Genomic DNA, 17,208 nt, shown 5'->3' on the forward strand with positions numbered 1-17,208 from the left:
CATGCCGATCGGTATCGGAGCCGACCACGACGCGCTCGCCGACTCCCTCGCGCGGTTCGCCGCGCGGACCACGCCCGTCGAGCAGACCCGCCTGCAGATCGCGGAACTCGGGAGAGGGGAGCGACCCGCCCACTGGGACCAGTTGGTGGGCATGGGTATTCCGTCCCTGCACATCGCCGAGGAATTCGACGGTGCCGGCGCCGGTCTCCTCGAACTGGCCGTTGCCCTCGAACAATCGGGGCACGGGCTGATTCCGGGCCCGCTGCTGCCGACGGTCACCGCGAGCGCCGTGATCCAGGCACACGGCACCGACGCGGCGCGCAAGGCGTTGCTGCCGCGCTTCGCAGCGGGCGCGATCGGTGCGTGCGCTCTCGAACCCGGAACCGTCACGCTCGAGGGGGACGGCGACGAGGTGATCGCTTCCGGGGCCACGGTTCCGATCCTGGGCGCCGTCGGTGCAGACATCCTGGTGCTGGCGGGTCAGTGCGGTGCGACGCCGGTGTGGTTCGTGCTCCCCGCCGACGCCGCCGGGATCGACCGAACCCCCGCAGAGGGCGTCGATCTCACCCGCGACATCGGACGGATCCATCTGTCGGAGGCCAGGATTCCTGCCGACCACATCCTCGACGCGCTACCCGAGGAGGTGGCGTCGCTAGCAACTGTCCTGCAGTGCGCCGAGGCCGTCGGCATCGCCCGATGGGCACAGGAGACGAGCCTGGCGTACGCGAAGATCCGCGAGCAGTTCGGACGACCGATCGGCTCGTTCCAGGCGATCAAACACAAGTGCGCCCAACTGTTCATCCGTCTCGAGGTGATGACCAGTTCGGTGTGGGATGCGGCGATGGCCGCGGACAGCGACGACCCGCAACAGCTGGCACTCGCGGTGGCACGAACCGCGACGGTGTGCCGGCGCGAGGCCGTCGACGTGGTCCTGGACAGCCTGACGCTGCTCGGCGGCATCGGCAACACGTGGGAACACGACATTCACCTGTACTGGCGGCGGGCAGCGAGCCTGCTGGCACTCGGTGGTGCACAGGACGAGTGGGCGCGGCGCGCCGGCGAACTGGCGCTCACTACCGAGCGTCGGGCGGCTCTCGGCATCGAGGACCGTCCGGAATTCCGGGCCGGGGTGGCCGCGACGATCGCGGCGGCGGCCGCGCTGGATCCGCTGTCGGCACGGGTGTTGCTGGCCGACCGTGGTCTGGTGGCGCCGCACTATCCCGCGCCGTACGGGCTGGGTGCGGACACTGCCGGACAGCTCGTCATCGCCGAGGAGTTCGACCGCGCGGGGATGGTCCAGCCCACCACCGTCATCGGCGAGTGGGCGCTGCCGTCGATCCTCCAGTACGGCACCGGTGACCAGATGGAGCGGCTCGTCGCGCCGACCCTGCGCGGCGAGATCGTGTGGTGCCAGTTGTTCTCCGAGCCCGGTGCCGGCTCCGACCTGGCGTCGCTGACGACGTTCGCCACCAAGGTGGACGGCGGCTGGCGGATCGACGGTCGGAAGGTGTGGAACTCCAAGGCGCACGAGGCGCACTGGGGAATCTGCCTGGCCCGCACCGATCGCGACGTGCCCAAGCATCGGGGCATCAGCTTCTTCCTCGTCGACATGTCGGCGCCGGGCGTGGAGGTGCGGCCGTTGCGCGAGGCCAATGGCGACAGCATGTTCAACGAGGTCACGCTCGACGGAGTGTTCGTGCCCGACGCCGACCTCGTCGGCACACCGGGGGAGGGCTGGAAGGTGGCCCGCACGACGCTCGCGAACGAGCGGGTAGCGATGGGCACCGCCCCGGTCGCCGGTGGCCACCGCTTCGATCCGGTCGAGGTTGTCCGTGCCCTCGACCCCGCAGCTCGGTCCGCGGCACTGCCCGCGCTCGGCCGGATCACCTCCGGGACAGGCGCTCTCGATGCCCTCGCGCACCGGAGCATCCTCAAGCGGCTGTCGGGCCTGAATCCGGGGGTCGAGGCCAGCGCACTCAAGGCGGCGTCCGCGCGGCACATCACCGACGCCGCCGCGCAGGTGTTCGAGTGGTTCGGGCCCGAGGCCGCCGTCGGCAGCCTGGGGCCCGAGGTGGTGGGTGGAGGACGGGCCGCCAAGGCGTACCTTTCGACGCCGTCGCTGCTCATCGGCGGCGGCACGCTCGAGATCCAGCTCAACGTCATCGCCGAGCAGATCCTCGGGCTGCCGAGGGAACCTCGATGAGCGCACCGCCCCTCGCCGGCCGCGTCGCGATCGTCACGACATCCTCGCTACCGGTCTGTCACGGGACCGGCACAAGCTAGGCCTCGCAACGGAATTCGGTGCCGACGTGGTCATGGACGTCGAGACCGAGGATCTACGGGAGGTCGCTCGGCAGACGACCGGCGTCCGCAGATTCGACGTCGTGCTCGACACCTCGCCGCACGCCACCGGTCCGCTGCTCGACGCGCTCGAGATCGTCCGTCACGCTCGAGAACATCCGGCTGATCCGGTGCGGCGGATCGAATGTGCAGGCCTGTCAGCAGGCGGCGGGAACTGTCGTATCCGGCCGATTCCCGCTCAGCCGCATGCGCACCCACGTCCTCGGCTTCGATCGGATCGAGTGCGGGATCGAACTGCTCCGCGGCGACCACCCGGAGGAGTGTCCGATCAACATCGTGATCACCCCGACCGAGAGTGGTGCCTGACGGTCCGGGTTCCGTCCCGCGCGCAAGTTCGTCTGCCGCCCGCGCAATTGTGCGCGCGGGAGGCCGATTCGCGCGCGGGACGGATGCGGACTATTCGCAGGCGATTCCGTCGTTGTCGCGATCCAGGTGTGGCGCATATCCGGCCTGGCCGCGGTAGATCGGAGTGACACCGGCATTGCGCGCCTCGGTGCAGTTCTTGTAGCCGGCTCGCGGCGCGGGAGCCGGCGCGGGTGCCGGAGCCACGCGCGGACTGGCCTGGGGCGCGGGCGCGGGCGCGGGAGCAGGGGCAGGAGCCGGGGCGGGTGGTGCCGGTGCCGGCACGGGAGCGCCGACGACATGACCTGGAACCGGCGGCAGGACAGGGCGCAGCGCATCGGCGGATCCTGTGGGGATCATATTGGCGACCTCCAGCGGCAGAAAGTCGTGGATGGTGCTGGGGCGCATCGGCGTACCGGGGGGCCGGGGGCAACAACGGCTGCACGGCGTCGGCGATGAACTGCGGCACCACGGAGGCGCCCGGGGCGGGAAGGAAGTCGTGGATCGTTGTTGCCTGCGCCGCCGGTGGTTTCGGTGCGGCCGGTGATGTACGCTCTCGCGGTTCATACGATGTCCGGCAGGGGGCCGGTTATTGGGGGAGTCTCAAGTGGCTGTCATTTCTTCGAAGAGTGTTCTCGTGCGGTCGACTGCCGTCGGCGTAAGCGCAGTGGTGATCGGTGTACTTGCTGGATGTGGTTCGGGAGAAACGAGTTCCGCGTCTGCAACGTCGACCACGGCCACGACCATGGCCGCCACTACGACGACGTCGGTCGTCGCTCCGGCACCCAGTGTTTCCGCGCCACCCGCCGCGGTCGTGACGCCGGAGGTCACACTGTCCACTCCCGTGGCGCCTCCGGCCCCAGCGCCGACACGGGTGCTCATGCCGGACGTGATGTGCATGAACCTGCAGGACGCGCAGGATCTCATTCAGGCGAACGGTGTGTTCTTCTCCCGCAGCGCCGACGCGTCCGGCAAGGGCCGCAAGCAGGTACTCGACGCGAACTGGATCGTCGTCGGTCAGCAGCCGTCCGTGGGAGCGCCCGTCGGCGAGGCGGAGGCCGTGCTGTCCGTCGTGAAGATCGGAGAGCCGAGCCCCTGCTGATCCCAGCTCCTGCGGTGCGCCGCTGCTACCGCAGTTCGTCGGGGTCGTCGAACAGCGACGGCTGGACCGGGTCGTCGAACAGTTCCATCTGTTCGGGCGGGCTCCCCGGCTCCGGTTCCGGCACGAATGCCTCGGGAACCGTGTCGGCGCCCGATGTCTCGGGTGCCGTGGCCGGTTCGGCGGGCGGGAAGTGCAGCACGCCGCCGAAATGCGCCGCGAACTCTTCGTCGACGCCTCCGAGGAAGTCCGACAGGTGCTCGACCATGTCGGCGAGGTGCTGCGGGACGAACGGGTCGGCGAGCATGTCGATCATGACGCGCAGCCGATCCTCGAAGAGGGCGAAGCGGAGATACGGCCAGCGCCGATTGAGGTCGGTGATGAGCTCGGATGCTCGTGTGCGGCCACTGATGTCGCGGACCAGGGGCGCCCACAGCTGCACCTCGGGTGTGCTCTCGTTCGCGATGACGAGTGCGAGTGCGGAGCCGAAGCGCAGGACCACGTCACCGTCCGCGTCCAGTTCCGGCGCCTGCCCGTAGATGTCGGTCAGGGTGTGCGCGATCACCTCGCGCAGGTGCGCGGTGTCGCGGGGGCGGATCGACACGTGCCGGTCGAGCGGTGTCCGGACGGGGGTGACGGCCGGATCCGCTGCCGGTTCGGGATCGCCCCCGAGATGGTGCAGGGCAAGGAATGCGGGGTGTGGCACGTCCCAGGTGTCCCGCAGGACCGACACCGCCATCGAGGCCAGCTGATCGGCCCAGCGCGCCGCCTTCTCGACGACGAGCGCGGGTACGTCGCCCATGTCGAGTTCGGGATCCCCGTCGGGCGCGTCGGTGGACGCGGGATGCGTCCATCCCTGAGCCAGCAGTCGGGATTCGTCGGCAGCGGTCAATCGGCGCCGCGGCGGCAGGTGGACATCGGCGGGAAGTTCGCACCGGACGGCCGGGCCGTCGGGTCCGTCGACCGCGTTGAACTGCAGGAACGGCACACGGCCGTCGGCCTCGTCGGTGTCGCAGACCGTCTCGAGGATCACCTGGTCGTCGGACGAGATCGCAGCGATCCGATCGGCGAGCGACGAACGGAACGCAGCCCACGCCCCGGTGACTTCTCGGTCGAAATCACCGGTGGCGAACCTGTCTGCGGACTCGGACACGGGACCCCCTGCTTCACGTCGTACCACCTGGTCCGGGAGTGTCGGCCGGACCTGTGCGGTACTGATACGGTATCGCGTCCGCCGTCGCGGACTGGAACAGGTGACCGGTCTGGAAGGTTCACTGGTGAGAAGCCGCAGTCGGGGCAGGCCGTTCAGTACACCGTCGGATCGCTCGCGCTACGCCGTGAGGTCACGGTCGACGTGCTGCTGCCGAAGGACCGGTCGGTGCCGCGCCCCACCCTCTACATGCTCGACGGCGCGGGTGCGCGCAACAACACCAGCGGGTGGATGAACAAGAGCCTCGGCGACGCGCCCGCGTTCTTCGAGGACGAGAACGTCAACGTCGTGCTGCTCAACGGCGGTCAAGGCAGCCTGTACACCGACTGGGACCAGGCCGATCCCGAGCTCGGACTGAACAAGTGGGAGTCCTTCATCGCCGAGGAGCTGCCGCCACTGATCGACGCGAAGCTGAACACCGACGGCGTCAACGCGATTGCCGGCAACTCGATGGGCGCACAGTCGGCGATGATGCTGGCCCACCGGTACCCGGACCTCTACAGCGGTGCCGCGGCCTTCAGCGGGTGTTACTCCACGAGTGATCCCCTCGGCCGTCTCGTGGTCCAGACGACCGTCACGTCACGGAGCGGCGATCCGGCCAACATGTGGACCGACCCGTCAGGTCCGGAATGGCTGTCGCACGACACGGTGCGCAACGCGGAGAAGCTGCGGGGCAAGCAGATCTACCTGTCGGTGGCGACGGGCCTGCCCGGGGCCCACGAGGCAGGCTCCGGCGACGTCCGCCGTCTGCTCCTGGGTGGCGTCATCGAGGGTGCCTCCAACGTGTGCACCCGGATTCTCGAGACGCGACTGGACCAGTTGAAGATCCCGGTGACCGTCGACTACGAGGGCACGGGCGTCCACGCCTGGGACTACTGGCGCGACCAGCTGCCCAAGTCGTGGCCGACGCTCCAGCGGGCCCTCGGTCTCGACTGGCTGCCGGATCAGCCGGTGACGGCCTGAACCGACAGTTGGTTCAGGCCCTCGCCGGTGCCGGCGCAGCCCTTGGTCGCGTACGGCACGAAGATCGAGCCGGTGTCGTTCGGCGGGTAGACCCGAAGTCCGGCAACGTCGGTGGGTGAGCAGGTGTCGGCCGGGTAGTTCTCCACGTTGACCGCGCGCACCGCTGCGGTCACCGTCGCGTTCGGCGTGAGCGTCACGGCGCCGGACGATTCTCCGGAACGTGTTGCCGCGGAACCGACCTGGGCGCCGTCGGCGCCGCCCTGGACGTACGAGACGCCGGGGAAGCCGTCGAGGACGCAGTCGCGACCGCCGACGTTCGTGAAGATCAGCGGCAGTTCGGTGGAGCCGGCCGCGCCCTGCGCCTGGCCGAGGGTCAGCTGCAACTCGCTCACGGCACAACCCTCGGGGTGCGCGGTGGGTGTGAACGTCGAACCAGCCGCCTTGACGGTCGTGGTCGCGGGCACGGCGGCCGCCGCTGCGGTCGTCGTCGCCGACGTGGCAGAGGTGGTGCCCGGCAGCGCCTCCGCCGTACCGTCCTCGTCCTTGCTGCACCCGGCGGTGGCCAGGACCGCCGCGATACCCAGGACCCCGAGGCCGCGGACGAGGGTCGGCTGTCGATTCATGGCTGGTATCTCCTCGAGCGGATCGGCGGCAGGTTCACTGCGAATATTTCACGCGTGGACCTCGCGTGCCGGTCGGCTCGCCGCGGGCCGTGGCGTCACCGAACGCCGGCGATACGTGATCGTCACGTCGGGTAGTGCGGATGTAACAGCAGCTTGCCTAGCGTATTCATCGACGTATACACGGTTGGACCGTCGCTCGCGGTCCACGCGAGAAGGCGGCCGACGATGACGCACCCCTCCACCAGCACCGACAGCAGCACCCCCACCGGCCGCGTGCGCGAGGCCTTCGCGCGCATCGACGAGTGCGATCGGCAGGAGGTCTGGATCACGCTGCGCTCGGAGTCCGACGCCATGGCCGACGCGGTCGCCGTGGAGCGCAGGCTCGCGGCGGGTGAGGAACTGCCGTTGGCGGGAACGGTGTTCGCCGTCAAGGACAACATCGACGTCGTCGGCCTGCCGACCACGGCGGCCTGCCCCGAGTTCGCCTACGTTCCGCAGGTGTCGTCGCCCGCCGTGACGCGGCTGCAGGCAGCCGGGGCGGTGGTCCTCGGCAAGACCAATCTGGACCAGTTCGCGACGGGACTCGTCGGAACCCGCAGCCCCTACGGTGTCGTGCGGTCGGCGACCCACCCGGACCGCGTGTCGGGCGGGTCGAGTTCGGGGTCGGGAGCGGCGGTGGGACTGGGGCTCGTCGACTTCGCGCTGGGCACGGACACGGCCGGTTCCGGCCGGGTGCCGGCGGCCTTCAACGGTGTCGTGGGGATCAAGCCGACCCTCGGACTCGTCCCGACCCGCGGTGTCGTGCCGGCCTGCGCGGACTTCGACTGCGTCACCGTCCTGGCGTCCACCGTGGGCCTCGCGGGACGCGCGATGTCGATCATGATCGGGCCGGACGCCGACGACCCACGCAGCCGCGTCCGGCCGTCGGACGTGCCACTGTCCGCCCCGACGCGGGCGCGCGTCGGGGTGCCGGTCGACGGGCAGTTGGACACGCTCTCCGACACCTACCGGCGCAGCTTCGCGGCGGCCGTCGGGCGCGCCGCGGAAGCCGACATGGAGATCGTGCGGGTCGACATCGCACCGCTGCTCGACGCCGCGACACTGCTGTACGACGGCGCCCTGGTCGCGGAGCGCTTCGATGCGGTGGGCCGGTTCGTCGTCTCCCATCCCGATGCCGCTCTGGACCCGACGGTCGCCTCGATCGTTCGGGCATCGCAGTCGAAGCCGGCCCACGAGTTCGTGCGCGACATGGGCACTCTCGCGGCCGCGAAGCATCATGCCGAGCGGCTGTTCGCGGACCTCGACGTCCTGCTGCTGCCCACCGCTACCGAGCACCCCCTGATCGCGGAGGTGCTCGCGGAGCCGGTGGAGATCAACAGGCGTCTGGGCACGTTCACGAACTTCTGCAACCTGCTCGACCTGGCGTCCGTCGCCGTGCCCACCCCGGGCGAACCCGGTGAATCGTTCGGGGTGATGACCGTGGCTCCGGCGTTCGGGGATCAGGTGGCGCTGGACGTGGCGGCCCGCATCCAGGGCGTCGAGACGGCGGATCTTGCGCCGGAGGAGGGGATCGGGCTCGCGGTCTTCGGGGCGCACCTGCGTGGTCAGCCGCTGCATCACCAACTGGAGGCGCTGGGGGCGCGGTTCGAACGACCTGTCGCGACCACCGCGGACTATCTGATGGTGCGGCTGGATTCGGTTCCGCCCAAGCCGGGCCTGGTGCACGTGCCCGACGGCTCGGGCCGCTCGCTTCCGGGTGAGCTGTACCGGATCTCGGCGGCCGGGCTCGGTGCCTTCCTGGCGGCCCTGCCCGCCCCGATGGCGCTGACGTCGATGACCCTCGCCGGCGGGACCGTCGCGGTCGGCTTCACCTGCACGCCCGCAGCGGCCGCGGCCGGGGTGGACATCACCGAATTCGGTGGCTGGCGTGCGTTTCTCGGTGGCGTCTCCGCGTGACGATGCGCCGGGGCTCCGCAGAGTGACGGTGCCGACGTGACGGACGTGTTACGGGTGCCGCGGCGGGGGCGTTTTCGTTAACACGGCGATCACAGGGGCGACCACCGGGTGTAAACGCGTCGCGAAACAGTGTGGGGGAGCGGATACGGCGCCGTATACCGACTCGGCGCAATACTTTTCGACGTCTCGACCCCCAGGAGAGTTCCATGCCCCTGCACGAGCCGATTCACTGACCCGTCGAAGGGAGTAACGAGATGGCCACTGCCGACGGATCGTCGGGCACGAGCCTGCGCGAGAAGGTGTACGTGGAGTTGCGGGAGCAGATCATGAGCGGGCAAGTTCCCGCGCATGCTCGGCTGGTGGAGGGACGCCTGTGCGAGTCGCTCGGGGTGTCCCGCACACCGTTGCGGGAGGCGCTGGTCCGGTTGCATTCGGACGGTATCGTCACCCGCCGCGAGGACGGCTACTACCCGACGTTCCCCGATCTCGGCAGCATCCGTGATCTGTACGAGCTGCGGATCACCCTGGAACTGCGGGGGATCGCCCGGCACCTCGAGAACGCCGATCTGGAGTTCGACGTGCCGCTGCTCGAAGCGACACGCGCGCAGTGGCGGGACCTGAAGGCAGACCCGCCGGCACCGTCCCGCGACATCGTCCAGCTGGACCAGCAGTTCCACCTCGATCTGTCGACCGCGGCGGGGAATCCGGCGCTGACCCGGGCGCTGGCAGCGGTCAACAGCCAGATCCGGCTCGTGCGCATGCACGACTACCAAACGCCCGAGCGGGTGGAATCGACGATCACCGAGCACCTGGCGATCGTCGAGCAGGTCCTCGACGGCGAATTGGACGGTGCACTCGCCGCGCTGCATGCGCACGTCGGCGAGTCGTTGGACGTGGTCGAGGAGCGTGCGGTGCATGCCGTCACCGCGCACGCCCTGCACGGCTGGCGCTGACAGCCCGGCACGGCCGGCCCGAGACGACCGAACCGCCTCCGCTACGTGACCGAAGTCACGGACAGGAGGCGGTTCGGTGTGTGGGCGTGGAGGCGGTGTTACCGCGATCCGGCGGCGCTCAGCCGGGTCAGTGTGCGTCCGAGAACGGGGCCGTCCGAGCCCAGCTCGTCGAACCGGGACTCGGCGTCGGTGAGCGGCCGCTCGACGGGAGTGAGGGCGCGAGCGAGATCTGCGCGGCGACGCACGGCGGCCAGTATCTGCGCATCCAGGTCGACAATCTCCTGCTCGAGGCGGTCGAGCGAGGCCGCGTCGGCGGTCCGGTGCGATCCAACGGCACGGACGGCGATCGAGTCGGTCTGAACGGACAAATCGTCTCCTCGGGTCTCGGTCGGGCAAGCGCCGATGCGGCGCCGTCTCCTGGTTAGTCGCATCTGCGGCTTGAACGTTACTTCCGGTACGCGACCGATGCATGGCGAGACGGGCGGCGTAGAGTTGCACTGTGCAACATGACGGCGAGGTCGATCAGGTGGCGGCGGTGCACGCCGAACTGGTCCAGTTGGCCCGAGAGCTGGTGGCCGGCGGCCGGGACGCGCAGGGCGGTCCGTCGTTCGCTCAGCACTCGGTCCTCTCGTTCGTCGCGCGGAACCCGGGATGTCGCGCCACCGACATCTCCGATGCGTTCGGTGTCAACCGGTCGACCGTTTCGCGGCAGCTCCGGGGATGTACCGACGGCGGATGGGTTCGGGCCGATTCGGCCCCCGTCCGCTCCGGTCGCCCCCTGTACCTGACTGTCCAGGGCGTCGCGGTGCTCGCGGCCGCCGACCGCCGCCGCTTCGACGACGTCCGCGCGCGCGTGGACGGCTGGTCGCCGACCGAGATCGCCCAGTTCGCCCAGATCCTGCGGCGGTTCCGTGACGGGCCGCTCGCGGCCCTGGAAGTTCCCGAAGTTCCCGAAACTTCCGCGATACCTGTGATTCCCGGTGTCCCCGGTGTCCCTGCAACAGCTGGAGATGACGCACATGCGTGAGTACGGCGCCCCTGCCCGCTTCACCATCGCCGACGACGAGTCCATCGTCCGCACGGTGTTCGAGCACGCGAGACGCAGTCCCGATCGCGTGCTGTTCTCCCGTCCGGTCGAGGACCGGTGGGTGGACGTCACCGCACTCGAATTCGCGGATCTGGTCACCGGGGTGGCGAAGGGTCTGGTGGCGGCGGGGGTCGGACCCGGCGACCGGGTGGCGCTGCTGTCCGCGACGCGGTTCGAGTGGACGCTGTTCGACTTCGCGATCTGGGCGGCAGGCGCTGTCTCGGTGCCGATCTACGACTCGTCGTCGCCGGAACAGATCCGGTGGATCGTCGAGGATTCCGGGGCCGTCCTCGCGATCGTCGAGACCGCCACCCACGCGGCCGGATTCGACGGTGTCATGTCCGGCCCGGGTCGTGTGCTGCAGATCGAGGACCGGGCCGTGGAGAAGCTCGTCGCCGAGGGCGTGCGAATCGACGACGCTGTCGTCGGCGACCGGCTGGCCGGGATCCGAGCGGACGACCTTGCGTCGTTGGTCTACACGTCGGGGACCACGGGGCGGCCGAAGGGGTGCATTCTCACGCACCGGAACTTCCTGTCCGAGGTGCGCGGGATCCTGGTTGCGTCCGTCGGTGACGTGGCCAAGCCCGGCAACCGGATGCTGACCTTCCTTCCGTTGGCTCACGTGCTCGCGCGCGCGGTGTCCCTCGCGATGTTCGAGGCCGGCGGCACCCAGGCACACTGGTCGAACTTCGGCACGGTCGCGGGCCAGTTCCAGCGCTTCCGGCCACACGTGATCCTCGGTGTTCCACGGGTTTTCGAGAAGGTGCGCGACAGCGCCGGCCATGCCGCCGAGACCGGGGGCCGGATTCCGCGGGCGGTGTTCGCCTTCGCGGAGGCCACCGCGATCGCCTACAGCGAATCCCTCGACACGGGTGGCCCGTCCCGGCTCCTGAAGCTGCGACACGCGATCGCCGATCGGCTGGTGTACGCCAAACTTCGTGCCGCGCTGGGCGACCAGTGCTGGTGGGCGATCTCGGGCGGCGGGGCGCTCATGCCGCGGCTGGGCCACTTCTTCCGCGGCGTCGGCGTGCCGATCTACGAGGGCTACGGGCTCACGGAGTCCACTGCCGCGCACTGTGTCAACGTGCCCGACGAGCAGAAGATCGGCACGGTGGGCCGCCCGATGAGCGGAAACTCGGTGCGGATCGCGCCGGACGGCGAGATCGAACTCGGCGGCGGCGTCGTGTTCGCCGGGTACTGGCGCAACGACTCCGCCACGGCGGACACCTTCCACGACGGCTGGCTCCGCACCGGGGACCTCGGCGAACTGGACGACGACGGGTACCTGACGCTCACCGGGCGGAAGAAGGACCTGCTGGTTACCGCCGGAGGAAAGAACGTCTCGCCGGGCCCACTCGAGGATCGCCTGCGTTCGAACGTGCTTGTCTCACAGGCTGTTGTCGTGGGTGACGGTCGACCGTTCATCGGTGTGTTGTTGACCCTCGACCCCGAGCCCTTCGGGAACTGGAAGTCGGCGAACGGAAAGCCGGCATCGGCGACGGTCGCCGATCTCGCCACGGACACCGATCTCCGCGCCGCGCTCCAGGCCGTCATCGACGACGCGAATTCGACGGTCTCCCACGCGGAGGCGATCAAGAGGTTCGAGATCCTGCCGCACGACCTCAGCGAGGAGTCCGGGGAACTGACCGCCACGCTGAAGATCAAGCTGCAGGTGGTGTCCGAGCGTTTCGCCGAGCAGATCGAGTCGATCTACCGGGGGCACTGAGCTCGTCAGCGGCGGCCTCCGGCGTCACCGGCGGCCGCGACCAACGCCGGCAGGCCCACGGCCGCGGTCGTGCGCCACGAGTAGTGCACGTGGTCGCTCAATCCGGTTGCCTCGGGATTGATCTCGACGACCGTCGCGCCGGATCGTGCGGCCCGCAGCGGCAGTTCCGCGGCCGGATACACCACCGCGGACGTGCCCACGACGACCATGAGGTCGCAGTCCTCGACCGCGTCGACCGCGCGTTGCCACGCGTCCTCGGGCAGTGCCTCGCCGAACCACACGACGCCGGGGCGCACCGCCCCGCCGCAGTTTTCGCATGTCGGCGGCGCGAGCGGACCGGTGGGTTCGGCCTCGACGCCGCCGTCGCCGGGGAACGACGAGCCACAGTCGCTGCATCGTGGTGAGAACAGGCTGCCGTGCAGGTGCGCGGCGACCGGACTGCCCGCCCGCTCGTGGAGGTCGTCGACGTTCTGGGTGATCACCGTCATCCCGGTGCGCCCGGCCCACTGGGCGATCGCGCGGTGACCGGCGTGCGGTTGCACACGCCGCGCGAGTCCGGTCCGCCACTGGTACCACGCCCACACCAGGCCGCTGTCGCGGTGCCACGCCTCCGGGGTGGCCAGTTCGGCCGGCTCGAATCGCTCCCACAACCCGGTCTGTGCGTCCCGGAAGGTCGGCACGCCGCTCTCGGCCGACATTCCGGCGCCGCTGAACACCACGACACGACGGGCGGCGCGGGCGGCGCCGACGAGGGCGGGATCTGGCTCGGGTGCGGTCATATCGTCGATTGTGCAGGTTGGTGGACCGCGTGCCGAACCGAACTGGGCGCACCCGGGTGCATCGGGTTGAATTGACCCATGTCTACCCGCGTGCTGCGATGACCGCGCAGTTCCTGCCGCACCCCGGCACCGGCGAACTGTTCACCTCCCCTGTTGCTGCGGGCAGCGGCTGGCCGGGCGATCCGGCGACCCCGGACACCCCGATCGCGCACTCGTGCGCCGACGTCGTCGCCGAGGCCGCCGCCGCCGAGAATCTCGCGGAGTTGGGCGCCCGAATCAGTGTGTGCCGGGCGTGCCCTCGGCTGGTCGACTGGCGCGAGCAGGCCGCCGAGGTCAAGCGCCGCTCGTTCGCGGACCAGCCCTACTGGGGGCGCCCGCTGGTCGGTTTCGGTGACGACTTCCCCAAGCTGCTGATCATGGGACTGGCACCGGCCGCCAACGGCGGCAATCGGACCGGGCGGATGTTCACCGGCGATCAGGCGGGGGATTGGTTGTTCCGGGCCCTGCACCGCGCCGGGATCGCGAGCAAGGGTGAGGTCGAGTACGCGGGCGACGGGCAGAAGCTGTTCGGCGCGCGGATGATCTCGGCGGTGCGCTGCGCACCGCCCGACAACAAGCCTAGTGTCGACGAGCGCGACTGCTGCGCGGGCTGGCTCGACGCCGAGCTCGCGCAACTGCTGCCGTGGGTGCGCGCCGTCATCGCGCTCGGCGGTTTCGGCTGGGACGCCACACTGAACGCAGTTCGGCGGGCGGGTGGCACGGTACCGACGCCGAAGCCGAAATTCGGGCACGGTGAGGTCGCCGTCGTCCACAAGGCGGACGGCAAGCCGCTCAACGTGATCGGCTGTTACCACCCGAGTCAGCAGAACACCTTCACCGGCAAACTCACCGAGAAGATGCTCGACGACGTCGTCGCCCGTGGCCAGGACCTGGCCGGAGTCGGTTGGGGGTGCGGCGGCTCGGGCCGCTGACCGCTGCATCCGGAACTCGCGAACGTCCTCTCAGTGGGACGAATGCTTGATTCACCTCCCCTCTGCGTGGCTAGGATCACACCCCGTCCGAATGTCGTTGGAGGTCCGAATGAGTCACGTGGTGGCCGAACCCGCCGTCCAGGTCGGGTACGTGGTCGGAGACCTCGACGCCAGCATCGCGCACTGGGTGGGGTCCGTCGGCGTCGGTCCGTGGACCGTGTTTCGCGGCGTGACCCTGCACGGCCGGTACGCGGGTGCGGAGACCGCGGTGACCATGGACGTGGCGATGGGCTACTCGGGCGACATGCAGATCGAGTTGATCCAGCCCACGTCGTCCGGCCCGTCGCCGTACGTCGACGAGTCCGGCTCGCCGTTGGCGGGTCCGCACCACCTCGCGTGGATCACCGAGGACCTGGACGCGTCCCTCGCGGCGGCCCGGGGGAAGGGGCTGGAGGAGCTGTTCGTCGCGGAGGGCGCAGGCACGCGCGTGGCCTATCTGCAGTCGCCCGGGGAGCCGGGCGTCATCTTCGAGTACATCCAGAGTCCCGCGATGCGCCAGATGCTCGCGTACGGGATCGAGCAGGCGCGCACCTGGGACGGCACCGATCCGGTCCGCATTATCGCCTGATCCACGGCACCCCGGACACACAGAGTGGAAACAGAATCCGGCACGGCCGGGAAAGGCTGAACGATGGTCAACTGGAACGAAGAATGCGATGTCCTGGTGGTCGGCTCGGGTGGCGGCGGCGTCACCGGCGCGTACACCGCGGCCCGTGAGGGCCTCGACGTGATCCTGGTCGAGGCAACCGACAAGTTCGGTGGGACCACGGCGTACTCGGGCGGCGGCGGGGTCTGGTTCCCGTGCAACCCGGTGCTCGAGCGCGCGGGCACCGACGACACGATCGAGGATGCGCTCGAGTACTACCACGCGGTGGTCGGTGATCGCACCCCGCGCGAGCTGCAGGACACCTACGTCCGCGGCGGCGCGCCGCTGATCGCGTATCTCGAGCAGGACGAGATCCTGAAGTTCGAGATGCTGCCGTGGCCCGACTACTTCGGCAAGGCGCCCAAGGCGCGCCTCGACGGCCAGCGCCACACAATGCCGAGCCCGCTGCCGATCTCGGAGGTCGGTGACCTGCACGAGCTGGTGCGCGGCCCGCTGGACTTCGACCGTCTCGGTGCGCCCCTGCCCGAGTACCTGATCGGTGGCCGCGCCCTGATCGGCCGGTTCCTCAAGGCGATGGAGAAGTACCCGAACGCGAAGCTGCACCTGAACACCGCGCTCGTCGAGCTGGTGGTCGAGGACGGCACCGTGGTCGGCGGCATCGTCGAGCGGGACGGCGAGCGGGTCGCGATCCACGCCCGCAAGGGCGTTCTGCTCGCGGCCGGCGGCTTCGAGGGCAACGACGAGATGCGCCAGAAGTACGGCGTTCCCGGTGAGGCCCGCGACACGATGGGGCCGTGGGGCAACCTCGGTAAGGCACACCAGGCCGGCATCGCGGTCGGCGCGGATACCGACCTGATGGGCGAGGCGTGGTGGTCGCCCGGTATGACGCATCCGGACGGTCGGTCGGCGTTCGCGCTGTGGTTCACCGCCGGCATCTTCGTGAACCAGGACGGCCAGCGGTTCGTCAACGAGTCGGCGGCATACGACCGCATCGGCCGCGACATCATCGCCCAGATGGAGGCCGGTCAGGCCACGCTGCCGTACTGGATGATCTACGACGACAAGGACGGCGAGCGTCCTCCGGTGAACGCCACCAACGTCTCGATGGTCGAGACGGAGAAGTACGTCGACGCCGGTCTGTGGCACACCGCCGACACCCTCGAGGAGCTGGCGGCGAAGATCGGTGTCCCGGCCGAGAACCTGGTCGCGACCGTCGAGCGGTTCAACTCGTTCGTCGGCACCGGCGTCGATCCCGACTTCGGTCGCGGCGACGAGGCCTACGATCGCGCGTTCTCCGGTGGTGAGCCGCCACTCGTCACGATCGAGCAGGGTCCGTTCCACGCGGCCGCGTTCGGCATCTCCGACCTCGGCACCAAGGGCGGCCTGCGCACCGACACCGCGGCGCGGGTGCTCGACACGTCGGGCAAGCCCATCGCGGGCCTGTACGCGGCGGGCAACACGATGGCGGCGCCGAGCGGCACCGTCTACCCCGGTGGCGGCAACCCGATCGGCACCAGCATGCTGTTCAGCCACCTCGCGGCGATGGACATGGCCGGTAAGTAGTCGGTCCAGCTACTACTGCGCCCCCGCTGCCGGTTCACCGGCAGCGGGGGCGCAGTAGTTCTCGCGAAAGGCTAGTTGTTCGTGACCGCGAACCCCTTGCCGACCGGGTTGGACTGCGTGGCGATGCCGTCGAGCACCGCGGAGAAGTCCACGAACTCGAACGGCCCCCGGGTCATCCCCACCAGCTGCGTGTCGTTGACGAACGCGGGGCCGCCGGAGTCTCCGCCGTTGGCGGTGACGAACGAGTTGATCCGGGACGCGGCCTGTCCGTAGATCGGTCCACAGGTGACGCCGGTCCGCACTCCGGCCTTGCACAGCTCGCCGTCCGGATTGGACGGCCCGATGCTGTCGATCCGCACCTCTGGTCCGTTCGGGGACAGGACCGCGTCCGGGTTGAGCTTGATCACCACGAAGTCGATGCTCGGATCGCGGTATGCGATGGTTCCGATCGGATCTCCGGTCCCGGTCGACAGGAACCGGTAAACCGTTGCACCGTCCGGAAATTCGGTTGCTCCGCCCGCGACCGCGGAGACGCAGTGCCCCGCGGAGATCGCGATCTTGTTGCCGAGACTGTCGGTGCCGACGACTCCGAGGGTGCAGTACTCCTGGTTCTGCAGCGGGTTCGACGGGCCGGCATCGGGCTTCGCCGTCCAGGCGATGCCGTTGGAGATCGTTCCCGTTGCCGCCGATGCGGCAGGGGCGAGGGCCAGTGCCGGCACCAGGGCGGCGAATGCGGCGAGCGTGGCCAGCAGGACTCGTTTCGTCATCTTCTCTTCCTGTCGGATGACCATCCGGAGACGAGGTCGGGTACTGGTGAGGCAGCGAAGAACGCGCCTTCGGTCGGGTGTCGGAGGGCGCGGAGCAGACTCCGAGCGTCGACCGGCCCGGTATCTCTACGTGGTGGTGGC

At 69.6% G+C, this 17,208-nt stretch carries 16 protein-coding genes; 10 read left to right on the plus strand and 6 right to left on the minus strand.

The window, feature by feature from the left end:
• The first annotated feature begins 1 nt into the window (after nt 1).
• Nucleotides 2-2,203 carry an acyl-CoA dehydrogenase gene (locus AB4Z09_RS02010; RefSeq protein ID WP_442239058.1) on the plus strand — a complete coding sequence of 734 codons (2,202 nt, stop codon included), beginning with the start codon at nt 2-4 and terminating at the stop codon, nt 2,201-2,203.
• A 554-nt stretch (nt 2,204-2,757) separates the two neighbouring features.
• On the opposite strand, the gene AB4Z09_RS02015 is transcribed toward AB4Z09_RS02010, so the two are convergent.
• On the minus strand, nt 2,758-3,111 hold the full coding sequence (locus tag AB4Z09_RS02015) for an excalibur calcium-binding domain-containing protein (protein WP_442239059.1): 354 nt from the start codon (nt 3,109-3,111) through the stop codon (nt 2,758-2,760).
• Between the two features lie 337 nt (nt 3,112-3,448).
• On the opposite strand from AB4Z09_RS02015, the gene AB4Z09_RS02020 reads away from it, so the two are divergent.
• Nucleotides 3,449-3,805 carry a hypothetical protein gene (locus AB4Z09_RS02020; RefSeq protein ID WP_254622866.1) on the plus strand — a complete coding sequence of 119 codons (357 nt, stop codon included), beginning with the start codon at nt 3,449-3,451 and terminating at the stop codon, nt 3,803-3,805.
• A gap of 25 nt (nt 3,806-3,830) precedes the next feature.
• Here the strand turns inward: AB4Z09_RS02020 and AB4Z09_RS02025 are convergent, their stop codons facing one another.
• Nucleotides 3,831-4,955 (minus strand): T3SS (YopN, CesT) and YbjN peptide-binding chaperone 1, encoded by a 1,125-nt coding sequence (locus AB4Z09_RS02025; protein ID WP_442239060.1) that lies wholly within the window; start codon nt 4,953-4,955, stop codon nt 3,831-3,833.
• 51 nt (nt 4,956-5,006) lie between these two features.
• Between AB4Z09_RS02025 and AB4Z09_RS02030 the strand changes: the two genes are divergently transcribed.
• Entirely contained in the window at nt 5,007-5,975 is a 969-nt protein-coding gene (locus AB4Z09_RS02030) for an alpha/beta hydrolase (RefSeq protein WP_442239112.1), read from the plus strand.
• On the opposite strand, the gene AB4Z09_RS02035 is transcribed toward AB4Z09_RS02030, so the two are convergent.
• Nucleotides 5,957-6,598 (minus strand): DUF4232 domain-containing protein, encoded by a 642-nt coding sequence (locus AB4Z09_RS02035; RefSeq protein ID WP_442239061.1) that lies wholly within the window; start codon nt 6,596-6,598, stop codon nt 5,957-5,959. The two genes, AB4Z09_RS02030 and AB4Z09_RS02035, sit on opposite strands and share 19 nt — an antisense overlap.
• A gap of 225 nt (nt 6,599-6,823) precedes the next feature.
• On the opposite strand from AB4Z09_RS02035, the gene atzF reads away from it, so the two are divergent.
• Both atzF and AB4Z09_RS02045 read left to right on the plus strand, forming a co-directional pair.
• Nucleotides 6,824-8,554 (plus strand): allophanate hydrolase, encoded by a 1,731-nt coding sequence (gene atzF, locus AB4Z09_RS02040; protein WP_442239062.1) that lies wholly within the window; start codon nt 6,824-6,826, stop codon nt 8,552-8,554.
• Between the two features lie 254 nt (nt 8,555-8,808).
• Complete coding sequence (locus AB4Z09_RS02045) at nt 8,809-9,507, plus strand: GntR family transcriptional regulator (protein ID WP_174909255.1); 699 nt, start codon at nt 8,809-8,811, stop codon at nt 9,505-9,507.
• Nucleotides 9,508-9,605: 98 nt separating this feature from the next.
• Here the strand turns inward: AB4Z09_RS02045 and AB4Z09_RS02050 are convergent, their stop codons facing one another.
• A complete protein-coding gene (locus tag AB4Z09_RS02050) occupies nt 9,606-9,875 on the minus strand; it encodes a chorismate mutase (protein ID WP_114724280.1) in 270 nt (89 codons plus the stop codon).
• Nucleotides 9,876-10,006: 131 nt separating this feature from the next.
• Here AB4Z09_RS02050 and AB4Z09_RS02055 point away from each other — a divergent pair, with 131 nt between their 5' ends.
• Both AB4Z09_RS02055 and AB4Z09_RS02060 read left to right on the plus strand, forming a co-directional pair.
• Nucleotides 10,007-10,534, plus strand: coding sequence for a MarR family winged helix-turn-helix transcriptional regulator (locus AB4Z09_RS02055; RefSeq protein WP_442239063.1), 528 nt, complete (start codon nt 10,007-10,009; stop codon nt 10,532-10,534).
• Nucleotides 10,527-12,320, plus strand: a complete 1,794-nt coding sequence (locus AB4Z09_RS02060; RefSeq protein ID WP_442239113.1) for an AMP-dependent synthetase/ligase — start codon at nt 10,527-10,529, stop codon at nt 12,318-12,320. Before AB4Z09_RS02055 ends, AB4Z09_RS02060 begins: the two co-directional genes overlap by 8 nt.
• A gap of 5 nt (nt 12,321-12,325) precedes the next feature.
• Here AB4Z09_RS02060 and AB4Z09_RS02065 read toward each other — a convergent pair whose 3' ends face one another.
• Nucleotides 12,326-13,099, minus strand: a complete 774-nt coding sequence (locus AB4Z09_RS02065; protein ID WP_442239064.1) for an SIR2 family NAD-dependent protein deacylase — start codon at nt 13,097-13,099, stop codon at nt 12,326-12,328.
• A gap of 98 nt (nt 13,100-13,197) precedes the next feature.
• Between AB4Z09_RS02065 and AB4Z09_RS02070 the strand changes: the two genes are divergently transcribed.
• From AB4Z09_RS02070 to AB4Z09_RS02080, 3 genes are all read left to right on the plus strand, one after another.
• Nucleotides 13,198-14,070 carry a uracil-DNA glycosylase gene (locus tag AB4Z09_RS02070; RefSeq protein ID WP_442239065.1) on the plus strand — a complete coding sequence of 291 codons (873 nt, stop codon included), beginning with the start codon at nt 13,198-13,200 and terminating at the stop codon, nt 14,068-14,070.
• Nucleotides 14,071-14,179: 109 nt separating this feature from the next.
• On the plus strand, nt 14,180-14,698 hold the full coding sequence (locus tag AB4Z09_RS02075; RefSeq protein WP_254622867.1) for a VOC family protein: 519 nt from the start codon (nt 14,180-14,182) through the stop codon (nt 14,696-14,698).
• 63 nt (nt 14,699-14,761) lie between these two features.
• Nucleotides 14,762-16,300, plus strand: a complete 1,539-nt coding sequence (locus AB4Z09_RS02080; RefSeq protein ID WP_442239066.1) for an FAD-binding protein — start codon at nt 14,762-14,764, stop codon at nt 16,298-16,300.
• A 71-nt stretch (nt 16,301-16,371) separates the two neighbouring features.
• Here AB4Z09_RS02080 and AB4Z09_RS02085 read toward each other — a convergent pair whose 3' ends face one another.
• Nucleotides 16,372-17,067 carry a hypothetical protein gene (locus AB4Z09_RS02085; RefSeq protein ID WP_442239067.1) on the minus strand — a complete coding sequence of 232 codons (696 nt, stop codon included), beginning with the start codon at nt 17,065-17,067 and terminating at the stop codon, nt 16,372-16,374.
• Between the last annotated feature and the right edge of the window lie 141 nt (nt 17,068-17,208).

The sequence above is a fragment of the Rhodococcus sp. TAF43 genome (genome assembly GCF_052113525.1).
In the GTDB taxonomy this organism is placed as follows: domain Bacteria; phylum Actinomycetota; class Actinomycetes; order Mycobacteriales; family Mycobacteriaceae; genus Prescottella.